Annotated in this window: 22 protein-coding genes and 2 tRNA genes; 5 read left to right on the forward strand and 19 right to left on the reverse strand. The window is 63.3% G+C overall.

Going from position 1 to position 24,079, the window contains the following annotated elements; translation table 11 throughout:
* The first annotated feature begins 87 nt into the window (after positions 1 to 87).
* Positions 88 to 702, forward strand: a complete 615-nt coding sequence (locus ACSQ3L_RS17270) for a dimethylsulfonioproprionate lyase family protein (protein WP_436161050.1) — start codon at positions 88 to 90, stop codon at positions 700 to 702.
* Complete coding sequence (locus tag ACSQ3L_RS17275) at positions 702 to 2,177, forward strand: cobyric acid synthase (protein ID WP_436161051.1); 1,476 nt, start codon at positions 702 to 704, stop codon at positions 2,175 to 2,177. The genes ACSQ3L_RS17270 and ACSQ3L_RS17275 overlap by 1 nt, the downstream gene beginning before the upstream one ends.
* A gap of 294 nt (positions 2,178 to 2,471) precedes the next feature.
* Here ACSQ3L_RS17275 and ACSQ3L_RS17280 read toward each other — a convergent pair whose 3' ends face one another.
* The 4 genes from ACSQ3L_RS17280 to ACSQ3L_RS17295 form a co-directional block, all read right to left on the reverse strand.
* Positions 2,472 to 2,891 (reverse strand): VOC family protein, encoded by a 420-nt coding sequence (locus tag ACSQ3L_RS17280; protein ID WP_436161052.1) that lies wholly within the window; start codon positions 2,889 to 2,891, stop codon positions 2,472 to 2,474.
* 71 nt (positions 2,892 to 2,962) lie between these two features.
* Positions 2,963 to 3,793: a helix-turn-helix domain-containing protein gene (locus ACSQ3L_RS17285; protein ID WP_436161053.1), complete on the reverse strand. Its 831-nt coding sequence runs from the start codon at positions 3,791 to 3,793 to the stop codon at positions 2,963 to 2,965.
* A 102-nt stretch (positions 3,794 to 3,895) separates the two neighbouring features.
* On the reverse strand, positions 3,896 to 4,066 hold the full coding sequence (locus ACSQ3L_RS17290; RefSeq protein WP_023812274.1) for a hypothetical protein: 171 nt from the start codon (positions 4,064 to 4,066) through the stop codon (positions 3,896 to 3,898).
* Between the two features lie 52 nt (positions 4,067 to 4,118).
* Positions 4,119 to 4,904, reverse strand: coding sequence for a TSUP family transporter (locus tag ACSQ3L_RS17295; RefSeq protein WP_436161054.1), 786 nt, complete (start codon positions 4,902 to 4,904; stop codon positions 4,119 to 4,121).
* A 147-nt stretch (positions 4,905 to 5,051) separates the two neighbouring features.
* On the opposite strand from ACSQ3L_RS17295, the gene ACSQ3L_RS17300 reads away from it, so the two are divergent.
* Together ACSQ3L_RS17300 and ACSQ3L_RS17305 are read left to right on the forward strand one after the other, a co-directional pair.
* Positions 5,052 to 5,483, forward strand: a complete 432-nt coding sequence (locus tag ACSQ3L_RS17300; protein WP_436161055.1) for a TerB family tellurite resistance protein — start codon at positions 5,052 to 5,054, stop codon at positions 5,481 to 5,483.
* 47 nt (positions 5,484 to 5,530) lie between these two features.
* A complete protein-coding gene (locus tag ACSQ3L_RS17305; protein WP_436161056.1) occupies positions 5,531 to 6,016 on the forward strand; it encodes an NUDIX domain-containing protein in 486 nt (161 codons plus the stop codon).
* 20 nt (positions 6,017 to 6,036) lie between these two features.
* Here the strand turns inward: ACSQ3L_RS17305 and ACSQ3L_RS17310 are convergent, their stop codons facing one another.
* From ACSQ3L_RS17310 to ACSQ3L_RS17330, 5 genes are all read right to left on the reverse strand, one after another.
* On the reverse strand, positions 6,037 to 7,659 hold the full coding sequence (locus ACSQ3L_RS17310) for an ABC transporter ATP-binding protein (RefSeq protein WP_436161057.1): 1,623 nt from the start codon (positions 7,657 to 7,659) through the stop codon (positions 6,037 to 6,039).
* Positions 7,656 to 8,525 (reverse strand): ABC transporter permease, encoded by an 870-nt coding sequence (locus tag ACSQ3L_RS17315; protein ID WP_436161058.1) that lies wholly within the window; start codon positions 8,523 to 8,525, stop codon positions 7,656 to 7,658. The genes ACSQ3L_RS17310 and ACSQ3L_RS17315 overlap by 4 nt, the downstream gene beginning before the upstream one ends.
* Positions 8,522 to 9,469 (reverse strand): ABC transporter permease, encoded by a 948-nt coding sequence (locus tag ACSQ3L_RS17320; protein WP_436161059.1) that lies wholly within the window; start codon positions 9,467 to 9,469, stop codon positions 8,522 to 8,524. Before ACSQ3L_RS17320 ends, ACSQ3L_RS17315 begins: the two co-directional genes overlap by 4 nt.
* A 256-nt stretch (positions 9,470 to 9,725) precedes the next feature.
* Entirely contained in the window at positions 9,726 to 11,204 is a 1,479-nt protein-coding gene (locus ACSQ3L_RS17325; protein ID WP_436161060.1) for an ABC transporter substrate-binding protein, read from the reverse strand.
* 161 nt (positions 11,205 to 11,365) lie between these two features.
* The gene (locus ACSQ3L_RS17330) at positions 11,366 to 12,646 is read right to left on the reverse strand and encodes an acetylornithine deacetylase/succinyl-diaminopimelate desuccinylase family protein (RefSeq protein ID WP_436161061.1); all 1,281 of its coding nucleotides are present in this window, start codon (positions 12,644 to 12,646) and stop codon (positions 11,366 to 11,368) included.
* 222 nt (positions 12,647 to 12,868) lie between these two features.
* Between ACSQ3L_RS17330 and ACSQ3L_RS17335 the strand changes: the two genes are divergently transcribed.
* Positions 12,869 to 13,297 (forward strand): L,D-transpeptidase, encoded by a 429-nt coding sequence (locus ACSQ3L_RS17335; RefSeq protein ID WP_436161062.1) that lies wholly within the window; start codon positions 12,869 to 12,871, stop codon positions 13,295 to 13,297.
* Positions 13,298 to 13,368: 71 nt separating this feature from the next.
* Here the strand turns inward: ACSQ3L_RS17335 and ACSQ3L_RS17340 are convergent, their stop codons facing one another.
* From ACSQ3L_RS17340 to ACSQ3L_RS17385, 10 genes are all read right to left on the reverse strand, one after another.
* The gene (locus ACSQ3L_RS17340; RefSeq protein WP_436161063.1) at positions 13,369 to 14,364 is read right to left on the reverse strand and encodes a lipid A biosynthesis lauroyl acyltransferase; all 996 of its coding nucleotides are present in this window, start codon (positions 14,362 to 14,364) and stop codon (positions 13,369 to 13,371) included.
* A 4-nt stretch (positions 14,365 to 14,368) separates the two neighbouring features.
* Positions 14,369 to 15,397 carry a zinc-binding dehydrogenase gene (locus tag ACSQ3L_RS17345; protein ID WP_436161064.1) on the reverse strand — a complete coding sequence of 343 codons (1,029 nt, stop codon included), beginning with the start codon at positions 15,395 to 15,397 and terminating at the stop codon, positions 14,369 to 14,371.
* 36 nt (positions 15,398 to 15,433) lie between these two features.
* A complete protein-coding gene (locus ACSQ3L_RS17350) occupies positions 15,434 to 16,705 on the reverse strand; it encodes a beta-ketoacyl-ACP synthase (protein ID WP_436161065.1) in 1,272 nt (423 codons plus the stop codon).
* Between the two features lie 52 nt (positions 16,706 to 16,757).
* Positions 16,758 to 17,948, reverse strand: a complete 1,191-nt coding sequence (locus ACSQ3L_RS17355; protein ID WP_436161066.1) for a beta-ketoacyl-ACP synthase — start codon at positions 17,946 to 17,948, stop codon at positions 16,758 to 16,760.
* 56 nt (positions 17,949 to 18,004) lie between these two features.
* Positions 18,005 to 18,286 (reverse strand): acyl carrier protein, encoded by a 282-nt coding sequence (locus ACSQ3L_RS17360; RefSeq protein WP_010909964.1) that lies wholly within the window; start codon positions 18,284 to 18,286, stop codon positions 18,005 to 18,007.
* A 232-nt stretch (positions 18,287 to 18,518) separates the two neighbouring features.
* Positions 18,519 to 19,661, reverse strand: a complete 1,143-nt coding sequence (locus ACSQ3L_RS17365; protein WP_436161067.1) for a slipin family protein — start codon at positions 19,659 to 19,661, stop codon at positions 18,519 to 18,521.
* A gap of 358 nt (positions 19,662 to 20,019) precedes the next feature.
* A tRNA-Asn gene (locus ACSQ3L_RS17370) sits at positions 20,020 to 20,087 on the reverse strand.
* Positions 20,088 to 20,089: 2 nt separating this feature from the next.
* Positions 20,090 to 20,163 (reverse strand) — tRNA-Lys (locus ACSQ3L_RS17375).
* A 229-nt stretch (positions 20,164 to 20,392) separates the two neighbouring features.
* Complete coding sequence (locus tag ACSQ3L_RS17380) at positions 20,393 to 20,941, reverse strand: histidine phosphatase family protein (RefSeq protein ID WP_436161068.1); 549 nt, start codon at positions 20,939 to 20,941, stop codon at positions 20,393 to 20,395.
* A 97-nt stretch (positions 20,942 to 21,038) separates the two neighbouring features.
* The gene (locus ACSQ3L_RS17385; protein WP_436161069.1) at positions 21,039 to 24,059 is read right to left on the reverse strand and encodes a caspase family protein; all 3,021 of its coding nucleotides are present in this window, start codon (positions 24,057 to 24,059) and stop codon (positions 21,039 to 21,041) included.
* Between the last annotated feature and the right edge of the window lie 20 nt (positions 24,060 to 24,079).

Here is a 24,079-nt window from a genome sequence, read left to right on the forward strand (position 1 = left end):
TAGACCAATGATGCCGCCGTGCAACCCGACGCTACCAGCCGGCCATTTGGGGAGCGGCTGTGCACCAATGCATGTCCGGAGTGAGATGTGACGACAAAATTCGACGAACTGCTGGACAGGTTCCACGCATACCTTGCGTCCGTGGATCACGCCTTGGTGCGCGATGCCGTGGCCCGGATCACCTGGGAGATGCCGGTCCGCATACTCGAGCCGCATCCGCTTGCCTGCCTGCGCCATCTCGATCGCGCCGCCGAACTGGCGCCGCCGGATGCCAGGCCGCTGGTGCGGCTGCTTGCCGAGCGTCGGAATGATCTCCGTTGGGGGCAGACCTATGGCGAGGCGGACTTCGGAAAAGAGTTCATCGACAATTACGGCTGGCTGGAAGTGTTCGGCACCCGAGGCCACTTCGCCAATGACGCGGTCGCCGCCGGCCTGCTGATCCTTGGACCCGATATCGTCTATCCCGACCACCATCATATTGCCGAGGAAATCTACATTCCGCTGACCGGCGGCACCGAATGGCGCATGGGCGAGAGCGGCTTTTGCATGCGCACGGCCGGTGAGGTCGTTCACCACGCTTCCAACGTCAACCACGCCATGCGCACCGGCAAAGAGCCATTGCTGGCGCTCTACATCTGGCGCGGCGGGCCGCTGGCGCAGAAATCCGATATCACCGGAACCGTGGCGCAGGGCTGGGGCTGATGGCCAAAGCGATCATGCTGCAAGGCACGGGTTCCGATGTCGGCAAAACCGTGCTGGTCGCCGGCCTGTGCCGTGCGGCAAAGAAGCGTGGGCTGACGGTGCGGCCGTTCAAGCCGCAGAACATGTCGAACAACGCCGCCGTTGCCGATATCCCCGGCGACAACAAAGCCGGCGGCGGCGAGATCGGCCGTGCGCAATGGCTGCAGGCGATCGCTTGCGGCGTGGCACCGTCGGTCCACATGAACCCGGTGCTGCTGAAGCCGCAGACCGATGTCGGCGCGCAGGTCATCGTGCAGGGCAAGGTGGTCGGCGAAGCGCGGGCGCGCGACTACCAGGCGATGAAGGGCCGGCTGATGGATGCCGTTCTTGACTCCTGGGGCAAGGTTAGCGAGGGCGCCGATCTGGTCATCGTCGAGGGCGCTGGCTCGCCGGCCGAGATCAACCTTCGTAGCCGTGACATCGCCAATATGGGCTTTGCCACGCGTGCCGACGTGCCGGTGGTGCTGGTCGGCGACATCGATCGCGGCGGCGTCATCGCGTCGGTCGCCGGCACGCATCTGATCCTGCCGGAAGAGGACCGGCGCATGATCGTCGGCTATCTCATCAACAAGTTCCGCGGCGACGTTTCGCTGTTCGATGACGGGATAAGGTCAATCGAGACATTCACGGGCTGGCGCTGTTTCGGCGTGGTGCCGTGGCTGAAGGCGGCGGCGCGGCTGCCTTCGGAAGATTCGGTGGTGCTGGAACGGCTGGCGTCCGGCGAGACGCGCGCGCTGAAGGTGGCGGTCCCGGTGCTTGGCCGGATCGCCAATTTCGACGATCTCGACCCGCTCAAGGCCGAACCGCAGGTCGAGGTTGTCTTTGTGCCACCGGGAAAGCCGCTGCCCGCCGATGCCGGGCTAGTGGTCATTCCAGGCTCCAAGTCGACCATCGGCGATCTCCTGAAGTTCCGCGAGAACGGCTGGGACCGCGATCTGCTCGCGCACCATAAGCGCGGCGGCCATGTCGTCGGCATTTGCGGCGGCTTCCAGATGCTTGGCCGCGCGGTGCGCGACCCCGACGGTATCGAAGGCAGCGTCACCGAGGCCGAAGGGCTCGGCCTGCTCGACGTCGAGACGGTGATGGAGCCGGAAAAGACGGTGCGCAACGTCAGCGCCCGCTCGGTACAATTCGACCTGCCGCTCGAGGGCTACGAGATCCACCTCGGCCGCACCACTGGGCCAGATACGCTCCGGCCTTCCGCCGTCATCAATGGCGTGGAGGACGGGGCGGTGTCGGCCGATGGCAAGGTGATCGGCACCTATATGCATGGCCTGTTTGGCGCCGATGGCTTTCGGGCGGCCTATCTTGCGAGTCTTGGAGTCAGCGGCGGCGGCGTCGATTATCGCGCCGAGGTCGAGAAAGCGCTGGACGAGATCGCGGCCGAGCTGGAGATTAATCTCGACTGTGACGCGATTTTTGGGTTGGCTCGATAGAGCCTCGTTGGCGAACCACCTTGGCAATTAGCGATAACGCCCATCACGTCGTCATCCACGGGCGGAACAAGGCGTAGCGACGCGGCGCAGACCCCTGGAGCTGCTCCGCAGCCCAAGGGATCCATGCCGCGACTTCGAAGCGTTGCAGCGGTGCAGAATTCCGCTTCGCTGCACTCGTGGGCCAAGGTCACGGCATGGATACCAGGGTCTCCGCGACGGAGCTTCGCTCCTGCTTCGCCCTGGTATGACGAAGTTCGGACGCCTTCGCCGACTTCGAGTGCTGGCGATGGTCGGTCAGCCCTTCTCGCCAGCCTTCGGCCAGTAGGTGCCGAAGGACCAGACGTTGCCTTCCGGGTCGCGGCAGATGAACTCGCGGCTGCCATAGTCGCGGTTGGTCAATTCTTGGATGATCGTGGCGCCGGCCTTCCTGGCCTTGGCATAGGCGGCATCGGCATCGTCGACGGCAATATAGATCGACTCGCCGCCGCCTGAGCCGGGCTCGCCGACCATCTTGCCGTAGTCGTCGTCGCGCACCGAGCCCAGCATGATCATCGAGGAGCCGAAGACCAGTTCGGCATGATGCACGACATCGCCTTCGCCATAGCGGACCCGGACGCTGAAGCCGAAGGCTTCGCCCAGCCAGTCGATCATCTTTGCCGCGTTCTTGTAGCGCAAGGCGGGGTAGAGGCGGGGCGCTTCAGTGGTGGTGGGCATGGGAACCTCCTTCGCAGGGTTGGTCGATAACCCACTCTGCTTAAAGGCCGTTCCGGCGTCTTGAAGAAATGTTACCTGGCCGACAGCGCGGTCGGCGTCTCGCCGGCAAGGTCGCGGAACTCGCGCACCAGATGCGCCTGGTCGGCATAGCCGCAATCGGCGGCGATATCCGCCCAGTCGACGGTCTGCTGCCTCGACAGGCCGAGCGCCCGGTTGAAGCGGACGATGCGCGACAGTGTCTTGGGGCCAATGCCGATGGCGTTGGAAAAACTGCCGGCGAGATGTTTGCGGCTCCAGCCCAGCCTTTCGGCGATCGATGCAATGCGGGTCCGGCCGCCGGATGCGATGATGCGGTCATAGGCCCAGCCGATTTCGAGCGGCGTTTCCGCGGCATTCTCGAGACGAGCGGTGACGAAGGCTTCGGCCATGTCGAAACGCGTCGTCCAGTCAGGCGCGTTGCCAAGCCGTTCACGCAGCGCCATGCCTTGCGCGCCAAGCACGTCGTCGAGGGCGACCATGCTGTCGGCCAGTTCGCTCATCGGCATGCGGAAGAAACGCCGTGCGCCAAGCGGCGTGAAATTGACCTGGACGCAGCAGGCGCCGCCGAAGGATTCGATCACCACCGGTCCGGCATAGAGGCCGGCGGCGAAACTGGCGAAGCGGTCATTGTCGCCGGGCGCCTTGCCGAGGCCGATGGCGAAGGGTTCGGCGAAGCTGATGACCAGCGGTACGGTGAGCGACGCGTATTCGACGTTGCGCAGATGGCCGGGCGCCATTTCGCGATAGCCGCAGATGTCCGACACGACGCCCGCAAGTTGAGGGTTGGGCAGGCGCCGGCGCATCTCGAACCGCCCGGCGACGGATCGGTCCTGCTCTTGCTGGGGTTGCATCTCGACTGGCATCGGCCATCCTTGCGCCAAGGCAAATCTAGCAGACCCCGGGCCGGAATCAAAAGCGCCCGGCTTTTGGCCGGGCGCTCCTCGTCCCCACTTCAAGGGAAATGGTCAGGCGCCGCGCATCAGGCAGCCGCCGGCAAGCACGATGAAAGCAATAAGAACAATCCACACCGATGCGAGTGGAATGAACGCAAGAACGCCAAGCGCGGCGAGAACGCCGATGATGGCGATGACAACGGAGATGATAAAAACGATCTGGGTAGGTGCGCTAAGATTCATGTGTGGCTCCTCCAACATGATTCGAACAGCGTCATTCTATCAGGGCGCGGGATCACACACCAATCAAGGCCCGCAGCGGGTTCGCAGGGTCGGCCAGCAGCTTCACCGCAAGCGCCAGGCACACGATCACCAGCAGCGGCTTGATCAGTTTTGCGCCGATGCGCATGGCCAGGCTGGCGCCGACACGGGCGCCGAGGAACTGGGCAACCCCCATCATCAGGCCGATCTTCCAGTAGACGACGCCGAAGGCCGCGAAGACGATGAAGCCGCCGATGTTGGAGGCGAAGTTGAGCAGCTTGGTATGCGCGGTCGCCTTGAGCACGCCGTAGCCGGCAAGTGCCACGAAGGCCAGCATGTAGAAGGAGCCGGCGCCTGGCCCAAACAGGCCATCGTAGAAGCCGATAGCGGGCACCAGGGTCAGTCCGAACAGGAACGGCGACAGGCGCTCGGCGCGATCGACATCGTTCATGTTGGGCTTGAACGCGAAGTAGAGCGCGATGGCGATCAGCACGATGGGCAGGGCAGCCCGCAGAATGTCACCCGGCACGATCGTCGCCAGCAACGCGCCGATGGCGCTTCCGACAAGGGCCAGCAGCGCCGACGGCAATTGCCGGCGCAGGTCGACATGACCTTTCGAGGCATAGTGGATGGTCGCCGAGCCCGAGCCGAACATGCCCTGCAATTTGTTGGTGGCGAGCGCCTGGACGGGTGTGAAGCCGGCAAGCAGCAGCGCCGGCACAGTGATCAGCCCACCGCCGCCGGCGATCGAATCGACAAAGCCTGCGGCAAAGGCGGCGAAGGCGAGGATGGCGATGGTCTGGATGCTAAGGTCGATCATTTGACGTGTGGGGGATCCGGCCGGCTGAAATATCGCGCGTTCGACCACGGCCGCCCTGTTTGCGCAAGGTCGATTCCGCGCTACCTCTATCCAAGCGCATCGCGCTTGGATTTGTATTTGTGTGGTTAACCCGGAAAGAGGCTCCTGATGGCATTCGCATTGCTGGACCAGATACGTCAGATCTTCGATGGCGACCCGGGCGTGCGCAAGGTTGCGGACGATCCGGTCCTGTCGGCGGAACTGCTGATGCTGTTTCGTATGATCCTGGCCGACGGGTCTGTCAGCGAGAGCGAGATGGTTGCCTTCCGGCGCATCTGCAAGGACGCCTTCGGCATTGCGGAAAGCAGCATCGACAGCGTCATCGAATATCTCAACGAGTTCGGCTACGAGACCAACGGCTCGCAGGCCATCGCGCTTTTCCGCGATCTCGACATCGAACGGCGCAAGCAATTGGCCCAGCATATGGCGGATATCGCCAAGGCGGATTCGCAACTGGCCGAGAGCGAGGTGCGCCTGCTGCGCCGCACGCTCGACCTGCTCGACATCAGCCCGGTCGATGTGGTGAAGCCGGAAGGCTGAGGCATTGCTTCTGCGGCGGTTCGCGGGCGCCGGGAGGGAACGTTTGGATGGCCTTTGCCGATAGCTACCTGGGACAGTTGCGGGCGTTGATCGGGAATCGCCTGGTGCTGATGCCAGGCGCGCGCATCGTCATCGAGCGCGCCGACGGCCGCATCCTGTTGCAGGAACGGACCGATTTTGGCTTGTGGGGCTTGCCTGGTGGCAATGCCGAGGAAGGCGAGGGCCTGGAAGCGGTGGTGATCCGGGAAGTACTTGAGGAAACCGGGTTGGTCGCCAGCGACGTCGAACCGTTCGGGTTTGGCTGCGACCCACACTATGAAACCTTCCAGTTTCCGAATGGCGACCGCGCTCAGTTCTTCGCTTTGATGTTCTACACGCGTTCCTTCGAAGGCGAGCCGGCCGTCACCGATGACGAAAGCAGCGCCGTCGGTTGGTTCGCGCCCGACGGCTTGCCCGAAATGCTGCCCAACATGGCGCGCAGCATCGAGGCCTATCTCCGGTTCAAGGCCACCGGAAAATTCCAGATGATCTGAGAGACAGTCTCTGAGACGCTCTAACCCTGCTCCTGCATCCGGCGTGCGATTGCCCGGTGCAGATCAGGGGCTGCGGTGACAAGTGCCTTGGCCGCCTCGGACTGCGGGTGATCCAGCACCTCGCTCGTCTTGCCGCGCTCGACTATCTTGCCGTCATGCATGACCAGCACCTCGTCCGTGATGGCGCGGGCGACGGTCAGATCGTGGGTGATGAAGAGATAGGCGATGCCGAGCTTCTGGTTGAGCTCTGCGAACAAATCGAGGATCTGGGCGCGGACAGAGACGTCGAGCGCCGAAACCGGCTCGTCGGCGACGACCAGTTTCGGGCGGGTGATGATGGCGCGGGCGATCGACAGGCGCTGACGCTGGCCGCCGGAAAATTCGTGCGGATATTTGTCCATGTCGCTGATGCCGAGGCCGACCTCGTGCAGCGCATGCGCCACCATCTCGCGGCGCTCGGCGTGCGTCGGCTTTTTCTCCAGCACATGCAGGGGTTCGGCGACCAGTTTTCCGACCTTCTGGCGCGGGTCGAAGGATCCGTAGGGATCCTGGAAGACGACCTGCATGTCACGGCGGGCCGGCTTCAGCTCGGCTTCGCTCTTGCCGGTGACGGTGTCGCCGCGAAACCGGATCGTGCCCGATGTCGGACGGTCCAGCGCCAGGATCATGCGCGCGAGCGTTGACTTGCCGCAGCCGGAGCGGCCAACCAGCGCCACCGATTGGCCCGGCGCCATCGACAGGGAGACATCGTCGACGGCGCGGATACCAGGCGCGCGCTTGAACAGCGAGGTGCGCCGTCCGGGATAGTCGCGCGTCACGCTCTCGACCTGAAGCAGGGATTGGCTCGACCCGGTGCGGTGCGGCTCGGCGCGCGCCGGCACATGCATCGAGGCCTGCGCCAACTGGCGCGTGTAGGGGTGGAGTTGTTCGGACAGCGTGCGTGCGGTGTCGCCGGCCTCCATAACCTCGCCGTGCCGCAGGATGGTGATGCGGTCCGCCATCTCGGTCACCACGGCGAGGTCATGCGAGATCAAGAGCAGGCCCATGCGGCTTTCGGCGACGAGGTCGCGCAAGAGGTCGAGGATCTGCGCCTGCAGCACCACATCGAGCGCCGTCGTCGGTTCGTCGGCGATCAGCAGCTTAGGCTTCAGCGCGCAAGCGATGGCGATGACGACGCGCTGGCGCTGGCCGCCGGACAGTTCGTGCGGATAGCGCGATATCGGGAATTTCGCCGCGGGCAGGCCGACGCGGTCCAGCATTTTTCGCGCCCGGTCTTCGGCCTCGGCGCGGCTGGCCTTGGTGTGCCAGCGTATGCCTTCGGCAACCTGTTCGCCGATGGTCTTGACCGGATTGAGCGCCGTCATCGGCTCCTGGAACACCATGCCGATATCATCGCCGCGCAGCGCGCACATCTGGTCCTCGGTTGCTGCCAGGATGTCGATGCCGTCGAATGTGACGCGTCCGGTGGCGCGCGCGGCATGGGGCAGAAGCTGCATCACCGTCAGCGCGGTCATCGATTTGCCGGAACCGGATTCGCCGACCAGCCCCATCACCTCACCGGGCGCGACGGAAAGCTCCACATCCTTGAGGATCTGCGTGTCGCCGATGATCAGCGACAGGTTCTCGATGTCGAGCAGGCTCATCGCTGCCGCCGCGATTTCGGATCGAGAATGTCCGCGATGCCGTCGCCCAGGAGGTTCAGCCCCAGCACGGCGACAACGATCGCCATGCCCGGAAAGATCGCCATCCATGGCGCCACCACCATCCGGGTCTGCGCGTCGAACAGCATGCGGCCCCAGCTCGGCATTGGCGGTTGCGCACCCAGGCCCAGATAGGAAAGTCCGGCCTCGGCCAGGATGCCCAGAGCGAACTGGATGGTGCCTTGCACCAGGAGCAGCGTGGCGATGTTGGGCAGCACATGTTCGATTGTGATCTGCGTGCTGCTTTTGCCGGCGGCGCGAGCGGCGAGAATGAACTCGCGCGGCCAGATCGCCAGCGCGCCGGCGCGGGCGACACGCGCAAAGACCGGGATGTTGAAGATGCCGATGGCGATGATGGCGTTGACGGCGCCCGGCCCGAAGATGGCGGTGATCATGATCGCCGACAGCAGCGCCGGGAAGGCGAAGACGAGGTCGTTCAGACGCATCAGTGCCTCGTCGACGAGGCCGCCGCGTGCCGCGGCAAAGGCGCCGAGCGGCACGCCGACCCCCATGCCGATGCCGACCGCAACCAGCGCCACGGCAATCGAATTGCGGGCGCCGACCATGACCATCGACAGGATGTCGCGGCCGAAATGGTCGGTGCCGAACCAGTGCGCCAGCGAGGGCGCCTGCGTTTTGTCCGATATCACCAGTTTCGTAACGTCGTAGGGCGTCCAGCCATAGGAAACTACAGCCATTGCCAGGATCAGCAAGGTGATGACGAAACCGGCAACGAAGGCGGTATTCCTGAATGCCTTGGCCAGGATGCTGCCGAACGTCTCCTCCGGAATGTCGATGTGCAGCGTCATTGCCGGCTTCTCAGGCGCGGATCGACAACCGCATAGGAAAGGTCGACGAGGAGGTTGACGGCGATGACGGCTGCGACCAGCAGCATGACGACGCTTTCGACGACGATCAGGTCGCGCTGGGTGATTGCCTGGAACACCAGCCGGCCGAGGCCGGGCAGGTAAAAGACATTCTCTATGATGATGGTGCCGGCGAGCAGGAAGGCGAACTGCAGGCCAAGAATGGTCAGCACCGGGATCATGGCGTTGCGCAGTGCATGCCGCCACAGCACGGCTCGGTAGGGCAGGCCCTTGGCGCGGGCGGTGCGGATATAGTCCTCGTTCAGCACCTCGATCAGTGCCGAGCGGGTGACGCGCGCCAGGATCGCGGCTTGCGGCAAGGCGAGAGCCACCGCCGGCAGCAGTAACGATTTCAAGGCTGGCCAGATGCCGGCGCCCCATCCGGGGAAGCCACCGGCAGGGACCAGCCGCAGCCAGACGGCGAAGACATAGATCAGCATCAGGGCGAACCAGAAATTGGGCACGGCGACGCCAAGCTGTGCGGCGCCCATGGAAATCGTATCACCGGCCCGTCCACGCCGGCTGGCGGAAAACAGGCCGACGGGGATCGCGATGACGGTGGAGAGCGCAAGCGCGATCAGCGCCAGCGGCAGCGACACGGCAAGCCGCTCGCGAACCAGATCGATGACCGGCACCGAATAGGTGTAGGAGCGGCCGAAATCGAGACTGAGCAGGCCGCCGGCCCAGTGCAGATAGCGCAAGGCCAGTGGCGCGTTAAGGCCCATCCGGTCGCGCAAGAGTTCGACCTGATCGGCACTGGCGTTCATGCCTAGCATCAGCCGTGCCGGATCGCCGGGTAGGATCTCCAGGACGGCGAACACCACCATCGAAGCCAGCAGCAGGGTGGCGATGGCTATGGCGAGACGTTTTAGGAGGTAGGCGGTCATCGGGATAAATGAACCGCTGCGTTGTCTGTCTCAAGAACCGGGCCACCGTATCGTTCTACGGCGCCCCCCTCTGTCGTGCCGGACATCTCCCCCTCAAGGGGGGAGATGTCGCTATCATTTGCGCTTTCGCCAATCGTCAACGTTGCACGTTCGGCGGCGGCGCCGAAACTGCCAATCTCCCCCCTTGAGGGGGAGATGCCCGGCAGGGCAGAGGGGGGCGCGAAGGAACGCAAGCGTCGCCCTTTGGCCAACAGCCTCACTCGCTCCACTTCACCTTGGTCAAGTCGTTGGCCTGGATCGGCGCGTTTTCCCACAGCCCTTGCAGCTTGGCGTCCCAGACGCCGACCTTGGGCAGTTCGAAGAGGAAGCCGACCACGGCATCGTCGGCCAGGATCTTCTGCGCCTGTCCCAGCAAGTCCTTGCGCTTGGCCTCGTCAGAGGTGACACCGAGATCGGCGATCACCTTGTCGAAAGCAGAATTGTCGTAGTTGAAGTAATAATCCTTGCGCGAATAGATATCGATGTCGTTGGGTTCGGTGTGGGAGACGATGGTCAGGTCGTAATCCTTCTTGGTGAACACCTGATCCAGCCACTGCGCCCATTCGACCGGAATGATTTCCAGATCGATACCGACGTCGCGAAGTTGCGAGGCGATGATTTCGCCGCCGAGGCGGGCATAGGCGGGCGGCGGCAGTTTCAGCGTCGCCTTGAAGCCGTTCTCGAGGCCTGCCTCTTTCAGCAATTCCTTGGCCTTGGCGACATCATGCGGGTAGCGGCCGGTGAGGTCGACATAATCCTTGCTGGCCGGCGACATATGCGAGCCGATCGGCAGGCCGAGGCCGGCCGAGGCGCCGTCGATGATCGCCTTGCGGTCGAGCGCGTAGGAAATCGCCTGCCTCACCTGCAGCTTGTCGAAGGGCGGCTTCTTGTTGTTGATCGACAGGATGGTCTCGCCCTCGGTCGAGCCGATCACCACCTTGAAGCGCGGATCGTCCTTGACCTGCGCGACGCTGTCGGCATCGAAGAACGGGAAAGCCTGGATGTCGCCGGAAAGCAGCGCCGGCACATAGGCCGCGGCATCCGGTACGATGCGGAACTCGGCCTTGTCGAGGGAGGCAGGCGTACCCCAGTAATTGTCCGATTTGACCAGCGTGATCGACGATCCCTTGGCCCAGCTCTGGAACTTGAACGGGCCGGTGCCAACAGGTTTTTCCTTGTTGGTGTCGGCAGTTTCCGGCGCCACGATCACCGCGTCGCCCCAGCCCATATTGTAGAGGAAGGACCCTTGAGGGTTCTTCAGCGTGACCTTGACCGTTGCGGGGTCGACGATTTCGACCGTGTCGATGGCAGCGAACAGCCCCTTCTGTGCATTCACCGAATTGTTGGCGCGGGCACGGTCGAGCGAGAATTTCACATCGCTGGCATTGAAGTCGGTGCCGTCATGGAATTTCACGCCGGTGTGCAGCTTGAAGGTGTAGGTCTTGCCGTCATCGGAAATGGTCCAGCTTTCGGCCAGATCAGGCAGCACCTCGCCATTCGGCCCGATACGCGTCAGGCCCTCGAACACGTTGGCGTAGAGGACCTCGTCGATTGCCGCGGCAGCACCGGCGGTCGGATCGAGATGCGGGGGTTCGAGTGGAATGCCGATGACCAGGTCGGTGCGCGCGGCAAACGCAGAGGTGCCGGCGGCCAGTGACAGCACTGCAGCCGCCAGAATGGTTTTCCACAATTTCATCGTGCAACTCCCCATGCGTTTCAGACAGGTGCTCAAACCCGGGCGATAGAAGCGTGATTTCGCCGCGGAGTAAATTGCGTTTCGTTCTGCCCGTTGGCGTGGCCGGGAATGTTTTTGTCCCGGCGGCCTCGTCGGCCGGTCGAAGCTTGCTGCGATGCGAGCTATCCCGTGGCTGTGCCGCGTAGCAGCACGTTGAGCCCGATCGCCATCACCTTGGCCGATTCCACCATGTCCGATATCCCGACCCATTCGTCCGGCCGGTGGGCGAGATCGAGAATGCCCGGGCCATAGGCGATGCAATCGTAGATATGGCCGATGCGGGCGATGTGCTTCTGGTCGTAGGTGCCCGGCGAAATGACGTAGTCGGGTTCGCGGTCGAAGATCGCCATGATGCCTTGCGCAACCGCCTTGACCACAGGCGCGTCGCGCTCGGTCATCAGCGGCAAGACTTCCATCAGGTCGCGGATTTCGTAGTCGAATTTTTTCCGCTCGCGCTTCAGGCGGTCGAGAATGCCGGTCACCTCACCTTTGACGGTCTCGAGATCCTCCTCGAGCAGGAAGCGACGGTCGATGGTCAGCCGGCAGGAATCGGGCACGTTGGGCGAGGGCAGACCGGGCCGGAAATCCTCGGTCTGGCCGCCATGGATGGAGTTGATGTTCAAGGTCGAGCGTTTTGCCCCTTCGGGCACGACCGGCATGCGTGTCATCTTGCGGTCGAGTGCGGGGAACAATTCGTCCTCGAAGGCCTGCAGTACGGCGCCCATGTGGCGCACCGCATTGTCGCCGAGAAACGGCATCGAGCCGTGCGCGATCTCCCCCTTGGTCTCGATCTCCGCCCACCAGACGCCGCGATGACCGAGACAGATGCGGTCCTTGTTCAGCGGCTCGGGAATGATGACATGGTCGACCCTGGGTTTTGAGAAATAGCCGAGCCTGGCCAGATGGGCGACGCCGCCGAAACCGCCGGACTCTTCATCGACGGTGCCGGATATTTCGATAGCGCCGGGAAAGTCGGGGAACACTTCCAGGAAGGCCTCGGCGGCGATGATCGAGGCTGCCAGACCGCCCTTCATGTCGCAGGCGCCGCGGCCATAGACCTTGCCGTCCTTGACGATGCCGGCGAAGGGATCGACGGTCCAGCCGTCGCCGGCTTCAACCACGTCGATATGCGAGTTGAAGTGGACGCAGGCGCCTGACGACCTTCCGTCGAAACGGGCAACGACATTAACGCGCGGGTAGCGGTCGGTGTCGCCGGGCGTGCCTTCGGCGCGGATGAATTCAGTCTCGAAACCGCTCTTCTTCAGCCGCGCGCTGAGATATTCCGCGCATGGCCGGTAGGCCTCGCCGGGTGGATTGATGGTCGGGAAACGGATCAGATCGGCGGTCAGCGCGACGACATCGTCGCGCCTGTCATCGATTGCCTGGAGGAGTCGCTCGTTCATGCCCAGAGTTGAGCAGCGATCTCAGCGGTTTTGCAAGCCCGCAGGTGATCAAGCCTGTGCGGCGTGTCGTTGCGGCAACTATTGCGGGAAATCGTTCAAATTCGCTGCTTTGGATTGGCGAATTGGTCAAGGAGTGCGTGTTACCCCGTTCACCTGCCATTAAAAAGATGAAAAACAACGTGAGGGCAGGCAAGTAAGGGGCAATCAAAGGGGTTTGATCGCATGAAAAAGACAGTTCTCATCGCAGCCGTGTTTGTCGCGATGCTGTTCGGTGCTGCGGGGCAAGGTTGGGCAGCCAGCCTCGTTGCAAATATAGACGTATCATCGCAGACGATGACGGTCAGATATGGCTTGTCGGTTTACCGGTGGAGTGTCTCCACGGCCCGCACCGGCTATTTCACGCCGCGCGGTAGCTATCGGCCGCAGCGCACGGCCAGGATGTGGTATTCGCGCAAATACCATATGTCGCCGATGCCTTACTCCGTGTTCTTCCATGGCGGCTATGCCATCCATGGAACCGGCGCCGTCAGGCAGCTTGGTCGTCCGGCGTCGCATGGTTGCGTGCGGCTGCACACGGCCAATGCCGCGACCTTCTATTCGATGGTGCGGGAAGTGGGCTTCGGCAACACGCGAATTGTCGTCACCAATTGAGTTGATTCAGATTTTGTGATGTTGGCTTCATCTGCTGGTGCGGGGAGTAATCTCCTCGCCAGCAGCTCTGCTTAAGCGTTTGGGACTGGCGCTTTTGCCTGCGAGGGCCGTCTTTTTCGCCCGCCGCCGATCTCCCACCTTTTGTGGAACCACATCCACTGGCCGGGATCTTCGCGCACCCAGCGTTCGACCACGTCGTTGAGGCGCTGGGTGGTGGCGTGGACATCGACGCTGCCGTCAGCGGTGCGCGGCAATGTCAACTTGTCTTCGATTTCGAGCCGGAAGCGGTTGCCTGGCAGCCTGACGCAGCGCGCCGGATAGACGTCGCAATCGTAGTGACGGGCGAGGGTGGCCAGCACCCGATTGCTCTGGCAGGGACGGCCGAAGAACGTCGTATCCAGTCCATTGGAGAATTTCTGGTCGACGAGGATGCCGATGTTGCCGCCATTCTCCAGGACCGCCGCCAAGGCGAATGAGGCGCCGGCCATCGATGGCAGTAACGAGCCCATGGTCGAGCGGCGCGTCGACAGGATGTAGTCGGCGAGATAGGGGTTATTGGGTGGGCGAAACAGCGCCGTGATGTTCATGCCGAAAGTCGCCGCCGCCACCGGCAAGAGTTCGAAATTGCCGAGATGGCCGGTAAAGACGATATGCGGCCGCTTTTCGGCGGCGATCTCGACGAAATGTTCAGTACCCTTGACCTCGACGCGGCCGGGCTTGCCGGCCGCGGGGTCATAGTCGAACAGGGCGTCGAGAAAGATATATTCGGCGGCAAGGCGGGCCATGTTGCCCCACATGTCGGAGGCGATCGCCTGAATTTCGCTCTCGCTCTTTTCCGGATAGGCCTTGCGCAGATTGTCGACGGCGACCTGATGGCGCCCCACCCAGGGGCCGACGCGGCGTGCGATGCGGTCTGCGAAATTCAGCGCGCTATCGGCCGGCAGCAGACGCAGGACCGAGATGATCATCATGGCAGCGCGGGCCACCAGCCAGTAGTTGAGCTGGCGCAACTGCCTGCCGTAACGAAATTTCAGGTCCCGGCGGAACTTCTTGAATACAGAGGTCAAGGCTTTAGCCGACGCGCAGAATGATCTTGCCGAACACGTCGCGGCCTTCCATGCGCTTCAACGCCGCATCGATACCATCGAAATCAACTTCGGTGTCGATGACCGGTGCGACCTGTCCCGCCGCCATTTTCTGCATGGCATTGGCCATGTTCTCCATGCGGCAGCCGAAGGAGCCGAGCAGCTTCAGTTGCTGCTGGAATAGCTGCATCAGGTTGATCTGCGTCGACACGCCGGACGTCGAACCGCAGGTCACCAGGCGGCCGCCACGCTTCAGGCACAGCATCGAGGCGGCAAAGGTGTCGGCGCCGACATGCTCGAACACGACATCGACGCCCTTCTTCTTGGTCAGCTTGCGAACGACGCCCTCGAAACGGTCGTCACGGTAGTTGATGACATGGTCGGCGCCGAGCGCCTTGGCCTTGTCGATCTTGTCGTTCGAGCCGACCGTGGTGACGATGGTGCAGCCCATCCGCTTGGCCAGTTGGATGGCCGCCGAGCCGATGCCGGATCCGCCGGCATGGATGAGGATCGTCTCGCCGGGCTGCAGCCTGGCGTTGTCGAACAGCATGTGCTCGACGGTGCCGAAGGTGACGGGTGCCACCGCCGCACCGATGTCGGTCACGCCGGGTGGAGCAGGGACCAGCAGGCGGGCCGGCAGGTTGATCTTCTCCTGTGCGAAGCCATCGAGATGGAAACCGTGAACGCCCGAAACATGCTCGCAGAGATTGTCGCGGCCTTCGCGGCAGGCTCGGCAAAGGCCGCAGGTGCGGGCGCCGTAGATCGACACCAATTGTCCGGGCAGCAGGCTGGAGACGCCGGGGCCGACCGCCTCGACCTCGCCGGAGGCTTCAGCGCCGACGACCAGCGGCAGCTTGCGCTTGGCGAAGGCCATGCCGCGCCAACCCCAGACGTCGATATGGTTCAGCGCCACCGCCTTGATGCGCAGCGTGACTTCGCCGAGTGCCGGCGGTGGGGGAGGCGGCAGGTCCACCGTCTCAAGACGGCGGTCCTCTATAAGTTGCAATGCGCGCATGGGGCCTGTCGGTTCAGTCTGGCTGAAAAACGTCGCTTAGACCGGTTCCCGCGCCATGACAAGGCAAGTGTTCTGGCCGCCGAAGCCGAAGGAGTTCGACAGAACGGTGCGAACCTCGGCATTGCGCTTCTTGTTCGGTACCACGTCGAGCACGATCGCGGGATCGGGATTGTCGTAGTTGATGGTCGGCGGAATGACGCTCTCGCGCATCGTCATCAGCGAGAACGCCGCCTCGACGGCGCCTGCCGCCGACAGGGTGTGGCCGATCATCGACTTGTTCGACGAGACCGGCATCGAGCCGATCCGTTCGCCGAACACGGTCGACAGCGACAGATGCTCCATCTTGTCGTTTTCCGGCGTCGAAGTGCCGTGGGCGTTCACGTAGTCGATCTCGTCTTCGCTCAAGCCGGCATCGGCAAGCACAGCGCGGACCGCCGCGATTGCCGGCGAAGCGTCCGGCTTCGACCGGGTGCGGTGGAAATCGTCAGCCTTTTCGCCGCAGCCGCGCAGGATGCCGAGGACGGTGGCGCCACGGGCAAGGGCGGCCTCCAGCGATTCCAGCACCAGCGCACCCGAGCCTTCGGCGAGGACAAAACCGTCGCGCTCCTTGGAGAAGGGTTTTGACGCCTTTTCGGGAATGTCGTTGTGGGTCGACAGTGCCGACAGCAGCGAGAAGCGGATCAGCGCCTCGGCGGTCGCGGAGCCGTCGGCGCCGATCGACAACGCCCGGTCGCATTCGCCGCGGCGGATCGCCTCGACACCGAGCTGGATGGCGGTGGCGCCGGAAGCGCAAGCGGTCGACAGCGTGATCGGCAGGCCGCGCGTGCCGAAACGGTCTGCAAGCCGGTCGGCGATCGAGCCGAACTGCGTGGTCTCGAAAATGTCTAGTTCCTTCAATCCGCGCGCCACCCGCAGCAGCCGTTCGCCGCCCGAGTCCAAATTATCGGAATTGTAGAGCGCGAAGCGGTCGTGCCAGTCGAGTTCGACCGGCGGTGAAGCGAGGAAGAGAGGACCACCGAAATTATCGGAATCGAGGCCGGATTCGGCCACGGCCTCACGCGCGGCGGTTTCCGCCAGTTCATAGGTGAGGTGGCTGGAGCCCTTCGAGCTCGACGGCAGGAAGTCGACCATGCCGGAGATGCGGGTGTTGAGATGATCGACCGGAAAACGGGTAATCGGGTGGATGCCCGACTTGCCCGAGGTCAGCGCCGCCCAATTATCGGCCTTGCCGACGCCAAGCGAGGTCACCACGCCGATGCCGGTGACGGCGACGATCGGCCTGCCCATATGATCGTTCAGATTGGCCATCCGGGAGCCCTCGAGCGTTTATCGTTGCAGCATGGATCCATGGAACACCGCCTCAGGCGGCGTTGATCAGCGCCATGCCCTCGAATTGGTGATAGCCGATCGCCGTTGCAAGGGCGGCTCCGGGAACGCCTTCGAACGGCGTCTCGGCTGCGGCGTCGAAAACAGGGTAGGCGGCCTTGCGGTCGACGGCCAGTGCCGCCAACGCCACGGCGAACGGAAACTGCGCTTCCTTCATATGGCCCGTCAGCGTCGAAAAACCGCGGGCGGCGATTGCCGGATTGGCATCGAGTGCGATTTTTTCCGAAGCGGTTGCCGTATGAGCGCCCGACGCACCCGACAGGGTCAGCAATTTGCCGTTCGGCAATGCAGCCTGCTTGAGCAGCGCGGCGATCTCGGCGTCGAGTTCTCCGCGCGGCCGCCTGGCGCGGCCGGAGACGACCGGCCCGAGCTCGGCATAGATCTTTCGTCCGCGGCTTGTCGCGTGTTCGCGCTGCTCCAGCACCAGGAAGGCTCCGCCGGAGCCGGTGACGACGCCACCGCCCTCAGCACCCTGTCTTTGCCAGACCGGCTTCCATGGGCCGCGATGCAGATATCCGGCGAGCTCATAACCGAGCAGCATATCGGAATGTTCGGTCTGGAAGGCAGCGCCGACCAGAATGTGCGTCGACTGGCCCGACCGGATGCGCGCGGCGGCCGTTTCGACGGCCGCGACGCCGGCACCTTCCTCGCCCATGAAGGTTCTGGACGAGCCCGTCACCTTGTGGACGATGGAGATGTTGCCGGCGAGCAGGTTGGAAAGCTGGGCCAGAAAAAGCGTCGGCCGCAATTCGGTGGTCAATTTCTCGTTGAGCAGCACGTCGCGGTCGTTGCGGCTTTCCGAAGCGGCGAGAATGGCGGCATCGACCGCTTCGTCGCGCTCGCCGCCGCCAGCGGCCACCACCATGTCCATGGTCGTGCAGAGTTCGTCATTGCCTTTGATGCCGGCATCGTCCAGCGCCAAGCCCGCGGCATAGGTGCCGAGCCTCTGCCAGGTTTCCATCTGGCGCTGGTCGCCGCGCTTGGCAATCTGCAGGTTCCAGTCGATCTCCGGCAATGGATGGACGGTGTAGGGCGCAAAGCGCGCCGCTTCGAGCACCGGCTGCAGGCCCGGCTGCGCGAGCTTCTGCCAGTGGGCGTCCGGCCCCTCTCCCAGCGAGGAGACAAGGCCGATACCAGTGATGACGACGTCGCGGGGGCTGCTCATGGGCGGCTTTGTGGGTCAGGCGGCAGAGCGCGTCAAGATCGCGCGCTCAACCGACGTCAGGCGGTCTTGGCGGCAACCAGCGCGTCGATCTTGGCGCACAGGTTCTTCATGACGAAGTAATCGTCGGTCGACGCCTTGCCGTCATTGACCTCCTGGGTCCACTTTTCCAGCGGCACCTTGATACCGAATTCCTTGTCGATGGCGAAGACGATGTCGAGGAAATCGAGGCTGTCGATGCCGAGATCGTCGATCGTGTGGCTCTCGGGCGTGATGGTGTCGATATCGATCTCGCTGGTGTCGGCAATGATCTTGGCGACTTTGTCGAACGTGGTGGACAAGGGCTTTTCCTTCGGTTGCGGGCGGAATCTGTCCGCATCTTGTTTGGGCGCTGTCTAATCGGTTTTTTCCGGTAGGAAAAGGCCTGATAAGCCGGGCGCAGATGGGTAGGGCACTCAAGAAACGCAAGAAGGGCCGTCGGTCGACCCGGCGGCCCTTCCGTTGACGTTACGTCAGCCTTTGTTTCGATGCATGTCGCTTCCCAAAACCGGAACCGCTTTTGGGCGACATGCATCAGCTGTCGCGGAGCTTGACCAGGTCGTTGAGCAGGCCGCCCGTTCCGTTGTGGACGGTCAGCCGCTCGACCTTGCCGGCGATGGTTTCCAGAGCCTCGAGCTCCTTCAACCGCAGCATCACCGGGTTTTCCGCCATCACCCTGGCCGTGTTGAGCAGGGAACGCGTTGCGTTCGTCTCCTCGCGGCGACGGATGATGTTGGCCTCGGCCTGCTTTTCGGCCGACACCACCTGGTTGAGGATCTCGCGCATCTCGCCCGGCAGGATCACATCCTTGAGGGCGATATCGCTGACCTCCACTCCGATCCCGGCCATATCGGCGCGGACCTTGGCTGCCGCCTCCTCGTCGATCGTCACCTTCTTTTCAAGGATCTGGTCGAGCGTCAGCGCGCCGAGCGTCTTGCGGAAGGCGTACTGCAGGGCACGGTAAAGGGCTTCGGAGAAGTCCTTCACCATGCTCACCGCCTTGACCGGATCGACGACCCGGTATTCGGCAGCGATGTTGACGCGGATCGTCACGCGATCCTTGGTCAGCACTTCCTGCCCGGCAACATCGAGCGACTGGCGCTTGAGGTCGACGACCTTGATCTGCACCATGCGTCCGACGTTCCAGAAGCCATGCACGCCCGCGGCAAGCGTCCCGACCAGGACACCGTCGATGAACAGCAGCCCGGCCTGACCGTCGACGACCGGATGGACGGACATCAATTCCGCCTTCCGGGCCTGGCCGAGCCGGCGCATGACCACCGCATCGATGGCGAGATCGACCGATGTGTCGATCAGCGTCACCTTCCACGGACCGGCATCCGTCCACAGCACGAGCTTGCGATCCGGCGCCAGAACGGCGTGCAAATTGCCGTCGCGCTCGATAACGGCGACATCCGTACGCCCGGTGCGAACGACGGTGAAATGACGAGCGGCCACATCCGGGAGCTTGTCGAACAACGCCTTCTCGTACGCCGAAATGAATTCCGGGTTCTTCAGATCGTGCCGCGACACTTCAAGGCTGCCGCGCCGGTTGGCGAGCCAATGTTCGCCCGGCAGCAGGACAGCCTTGATCTCACCCTTGTGCAGGGTGAGGGCACGTTCGTTTTCCCTTACGAGGACGCGCTCGCGCCCAAGAACCTTGTCGAGAATGGTCATTGTCATACTCCTGTCGGGCATGGCCCCATGCGAGGCGTCACGTCATGCGTCGATCTTCCCTTCGTTTCTCGTTTCACGTCGTAGTCCGGGCACGAATGGATCCGGGGACTGGTGGCATCAATCCACGGCGGGCCTTCGGGAGCGGATCGCGGGGCGACGAAGCGAGCGCCGGAGGCCTTGGCCTCCCTTGCCGGCAGCACTGCGCCTTGATCGTCACCGCGGGCCTGGCCGCGAGCCGATGGCGAAAGACTCTCAGGTTGATCCGTGCCCGAAGGCTTGGGCCATCCGTCCAGTCTTTCGCATTCCAGTCCCCGGACCGTTTTCAGATAACACCGTGGTAGGGTGCTGGCTTTTCAGGCCAATGGAGAAGGAATCGAACCTTCGACAGTCAGATTAACAATCTGATGCTCTTCCAGCTGAGCTATCCGTGGTGCAGACGACGGGACTCGAACCCACAACCTCCGGACAAAATCCGGCGCTCTCCCAGTTGAGCTACATCCGCGATCCCAATCCCCAAAGCGGCGCCGTATACAGGGTGGCAAAGCCGCCTGCACGGGCGGAGACGAAAGCTCCAACCGTTGTGCTCACTTCGGTTCTCGTGACCGGGAGCGCGCCTATAGCCCCTGCGACGGGTTGTCGCAAGCGGCATTGTCACGGCGAATTCGCGGCTTCTTTCAGCGGTGGCATTTTGGCAACACCGCTTCCGGCGTCATCGATCAAGCGCAGCGCGCTCAGAAGGTGACGCGGCCGAGCACGCGCAGGCCATCGCCTTGCGGCTCGACGACCACCGCCTCGCCTTCGCGCGGCGAAACACCGGTCAGTGCCGTGATATCTTCGAGATGGGTGACCATGACCAGATTATCGGAGCCGGAATAGGCGCGGATCTCCTTCAGGATCGCCGCGATCTGCGCGGTCTTCTGGGTCTCGTCGCCCTTCAGGAGATCGAGCGGCGCAAACAGTTCCGGCTCGGCCTCGAAGGCGATGCGGGCGGTGTCGAGGCAGCGGCAATAGCGGCTGGACAGCACGCGCTCGATCGGTGCTGCACGGGCGGCAAACAGAGCGCCGATCTTGCTCGCCTGCTGCTTGCCGCGCGCCGACAGGTTCATTTGGGTGGCACAGCTGTCGATGTCGAAATTGGCCGGATCGGTGGTGCCGGTGACCATGGCATGGCGCAGCAGCACGACATGCCCGCCATCGCGCAGCAACGCCCAGCCGGCGTCCGTGGCGTGAGCCACGCCGGGAACAGCAAGCAGGAACAACGCCAAGGTAAATCGAATCATCCGTTATCCTTCTCCGGTTCCCGGCAATGGGTTCCAGTGAAAGGACATATAGGGACGGTAAAGCCAGCCGAAAGACAAGGCGCAGCCGGCTGGAGCTCTACTTCTTGGCGATCTGCTTCTTCACCAGATCTATCTTCCGGTCGGTGAGCGGGATGGGGCTTGTGTAGCCGGCTTCGGTAAAGCCCTGCTTGGCATTCTCGAAGAATTCGATCGCCTTTTGATATTCGGCCTTGCCGCCGCCATAGCTGCCTCGGTTCCAGTGAACGTCACCGAGATTGTTCTGTTCGAAGGCCCATTGCATGGGCTGGCCTTCGCGGGTGAACACCTTCAACGTCGATGCGAAAGCGGCCTCGGCATCACCGAGATATTTGTCGGTGCGTTCGAGGTTGCCGAGGTTGAGCAGGCTCATGCCGATGCCGTTCTGGGCGTTGGCCCAATCGATGGGGGTGGCTTCGATGGTCAGCACTTCGAGTGCTGCCCGCCGTGCGGCGATTGAATCCTGCAGGGTTTTGGGGTCGGCATTGCTCATGCTCAGCCAGTGCAGCGTCGATCCGAGGCCTGCCTGGGCCAGCGCCCATTGCCGCGGGTTCGTCTCGCGCTTGTATTCGCGCAAGGCATCGCGGTAGGCGTTGACTGCCTCGCTGTAATGTTCGGGCTTGTCGGTCACCCCACCAAGAAGCTGCAGCGTATTGCCGAGATTGTAGTGGCTCATTGCCCAGTCGAGGGGGAATTTCCGTCTGACATAGACCTGCCGGGCGGCCTGGAAGGCGCTCACCGATTGCTCCAGCTTGGCCGCATCGCGCGTGCGCTGGCCAAGCGTCTGGTAGATCGAACCGAGATTGTTCTGCGCCGACGCCCAGTCCATCGGAAAACGCTGCCGGGTAAACACCGTCAGCGCATCGCCATAGGCCGCCGCTGCCTCTTCGAGCGCGCCGGTACCCATATCGTAGCGGGCGACACCACTCAGCGCATTGCCGAGGTTGAGCCGGCTGGTTGCCCATGAGACCGGGAAAGTTTCCCGGGTTCGCACCTCGAGCGCGGCACGGAACGCGTCGGTCGCCTCGTTTATCTTCGCCTTTTCGTTGCGCTGAATGCCGAGCGACACCAGCGTGTTGCCGAGATTGTTCTCGACCATCGCCCATTCGACCGGTGCCTTTTCGCGGGTGTATTCCTCAAGCGCCAGCCGGTAGGCCGCTTCGGCTTGCGCCAGATGTTCGCCGGCGGCCTCGCGTTCGGAAAGCGCATAGAGTGCAAGGCCGAGATTGTTCTGCGAAGCGGCCCAGTCGAGCGGCACTTTTTCGCGCGGGCGTTTCTCGAGCGTCGCACGCATCGCCACCACCGCTTCATTCAGGCGCTTCGGGTCGCTCTCGCGCTCTCCGATCTTCAACAGCACATTGGCCAGATTGTTCTGCGCGGCGGCCCAGTTGAGATCGTCCTTCTCGCGCTCGAAGACGATAAGCGAATCGCGAAAGATCCCAGCCGCTTCTTCGAGATGCGCGGTCTCGCTCTCGCGCTCGCCGATGGTCTGCAGCACCACCGCCATGTTGTTGCGGGTGATCGCCCAATCGCGGTTCTGTTCACCATTGGGGATGAAATTCAGGATGGTACGATAGGCCTCGATGGAGTGCTGCAGCGCATCGAGGTCGCCGGTGGCGTAGCCGTAGGCGTTCAGCGCCTCCGCTTCCTGGTTCTTGTAGTTCCAGCGCAGCTTGTCGTCCCATTTTTCGGCCAGCGAAAACGCCTTGGCGTAGTCGCCGGCGGCGGATTTGTAGTCGAAGACCAGCCCAGAGGCATCGGCCCGCCTGGCGTAGATCGCGGCGTCGGCAAGGCGCTTCTGCTTGACGAGATCCTCGGCTTGATCGACCGCATCGTTGGTCTGCTCGACCCGGCCGACCGCATCGTCGAGGAATTTGCGCGCCGTCACGATGGCGCCCTGGCCGATGGCCTTGTCGGCGGAAGCGATGAGGCGCTTGATCTCCGGATCGTCGGTGCGCAGCGCGGCGCGTTCGGACATCATCTTCTTCAGGCGCTCGGCCTGGGCGTCGAGCACCTTTTGCAGGTCGGACGGATCCTCCGGGATTTTTTCCGTCCCGAGTGCCTTCAGCACGCCATAGAGCGCATCAAGCGGCACGCCTTCCTGCAGCGAGGCCAGTTCCACCTGCGCTCGTTTCGGGTCCGGCAAGTCGGAAATCGTCAACAGTAGCTGGCGCCGCTCGCCGGTGATCAGGCCGTCGTCGCCGGTCGGTTCCGCCGGCGCGACGCCGAAATAGAGCAGCCGGCGCAGGCTTTCATTGACCCAGGGACGCTGCTTTGCCTTGGTGTCGAGATAGACCTCCTCGGTTACCATGCGCATGACCGAGCCGAACTCGGTGCCCTTCATCGCCGCGAGGTGGCGCAGAAGAGCGGATGCGTAAGGGCTGTTTTCGCCGGCGGCGCCATCGAGCGCCGGACGGCCCGGCTCGGCGGCGAAGCCGACCACGGTGCCCAGGCTTGCGTCGGCCGCGGGCGCGTTGCCGAGCGCCTTGGCGCCGCGCACCGGTTCCAGACCGCCGGCACCGATGGGCGAGGCGGAGGCGGTCGGCGTGCGCCGCACCACGGCGTCCGCGGGGAACGGGTTGGTGCGACAGGCGTCGAGCAGAACGATCGTCACCGGCACGGTGGTTTTCAACGCGTCCATGACGGCGGATATCGGCACAAGGGCGGTGCCGGCATCTTTCAGCGATGACACGTCGGCATCGACCGGAACCAGGTAGTTCTCGCCGCCGGCCTCGATGCCGTGACCGGAATAATAGATGAACGCGACATCGGCGCCTTCGGCATCTTCCGTGAAACGCTCCAGATCGCGCTTCAGCTTCGTGGCATCACGATCGGTGACGTTGCGGGCGTCGAAGCCGAGGTCGGTCAGCATCTTGGCCATGTCGCGGGCGTCGTTGGCCGGGTTGGGGAGGGCGGCGATGTGCGCGTAATTCGACTGCCCGATGATCAGCGCCACACCTTTGAGGCTTTTCGTTTCGGCAAGAGCAAGCGCTGTCGTGGCAAGGCAAAGCAATGCGGCGACGAAAGCCGTCAGCCACACCTGCCGAAATAGATTGTGCTTCGAGGTACCGACAAAGCCCATTTGCCGTTGGTGTCCGCCCT

The sequence above is a fragment of the Mesorhizobium sp. LjRoot246 genome (assembly GCF_964254115.1).
GTDB lineage: Bacteria > Pseudomonadota > Alphaproteobacteria > Rhizobiales > Rhizobiaceae > Mesorhizobium.

Excerpts from the sequence above, each read along its gene's own strand:
- ACSQ3L_RS17305 (WP_436161056.1), top strand. The coding sequence starts at position 5,531 with ATGGCCTTTGCCGATAGCTACCTGGGACAGTTGCGGGCGTTGATCGGG.
- ACSQ3L_RS17380 (WP_436161068.1), bottom strand. The coding sequence starts at position 20,941 with ATGATTCGATTTACCTTGGCGTTGTTCCTGCTTGCTGTTCCCGGCGTG.
- ACSQ3L_RS17290 (WP_023812274.1), bottom strand. The coding sequence starts at position 4,066 with ATGAATCTTAGCGCACCTACCCAGATCGTTTTTATCATCTCCGTTGTC.
- ACSQ3L_RS17300 (WP_436161055.1), top strand. The coding sequence starts at position 5,052 with ATGGCATTCGCATTGCTGGACCAGATACGTCAGATCTTCGATGGCGAC.
- ACSQ3L_RS17385 (WP_436161069.1), bottom strand. The coding sequence starts at position 24,059 with ATGGGCTTTGTCGGTACCTCGAAGCACAATCTATTTCGGCAGGTGTGG.
- ACSQ3L_RS17285 (WP_436161053.1), bottom strand. The coding sequence starts at position 3,793 with ATGCCAGTCGAGATGCAACCCCAGCAAGAGCAGGACCGATCCGTCGCC.
- ACSQ3L_RS17325 (WP_436161060.1), bottom strand. The coding sequence starts at position 11,204 with ATGAAATTGTGGAAAACCATTCTGGCGGCTGCAGTGCTGTCACTGGCC.
- ACSQ3L_RS17280 (WP_436161052.1), bottom strand. The coding sequence starts at position 2,891 with ATGCCCACCACCACTGAAGCGCCCCGCCTCTACCCCGCCTTGCGCTAC.
- ACSQ3L_RS17320 (WP_436161059.1), bottom strand. The coding sequence starts at position 9,469 with ATGACCGCCTACCTCCTAAAACGTCTCGCCATAGCCATCGCCACCCTG.
- ACSQ3L_RS17310 (WP_436161057.1), bottom strand. The coding sequence starts at position 7,659 with ATGAGCCTGCTCGACATCGAGAACCTGTCGCTGATCATCGGCGACACG.
- ACSQ3L_RS17350 (WP_436161065.1), bottom strand. The coding sequence starts at position 16,705 with ATGGCCAATCTGAACGATCATATGGGCAGGCCGATCGTCGCCGTCACC.
- ACSQ3L_RS17275 (WP_436161051.1), top strand. The coding sequence starts at position 702 with ATGGCCAAAGCGATCATGCTGCAAGGCACGGGTTCCGATGTCGGCAAA.
- ACSQ3L_RS17335 (WP_436161062.1), top strand. The coding sequence starts at position 12,869 with ATGAAAAAGACAGTTCTCATCGCAGCCGTGTTTGTCGCGATGCTGTTC.
- ACSQ3L_RS17330 (WP_436161061.1), bottom strand. The coding sequence starts at position 12,646 with ATGAACGAGCGACTCCTCCAGGCAATCGATGACAGGCGCGACGATGTC.
- ACSQ3L_RS17345 (WP_436161064.1), bottom strand. The coding sequence starts at position 15,397 with ATGCGCGCATTGCAACTTATAGAGGACCGCCGTCTTGAGACGGTGGAC.
- ACSQ3L_RS17315 (WP_436161058.1), bottom strand. The coding sequence starts at position 8,525 with ATGACGCTGCACATCGACATTCCGGAGGAGACGTTCGGCAGCATCCTG.
- ACSQ3L_RS17295 (WP_436161054.1), bottom strand. The coding sequence starts at position 4,904 with ATGATCGACCTTAGCATCCAGACCATCGCCATCCTCGCCTTCGCCGCC.
- ACSQ3L_RS17355 (WP_436161066.1), bottom strand. The coding sequence starts at position 17,948 with ATGAGCAGCCCCCGCGACGTCGTCATCACTGGTATCGGCCTTGTCTCC.
- ACSQ3L_RS17365 (WP_436161067.1), bottom strand. The coding sequence starts at position 19,661 with ATGACCATTCTCGACAAGGTTCTTGGGCGCGAGCGCGTCCTCGTAAGG.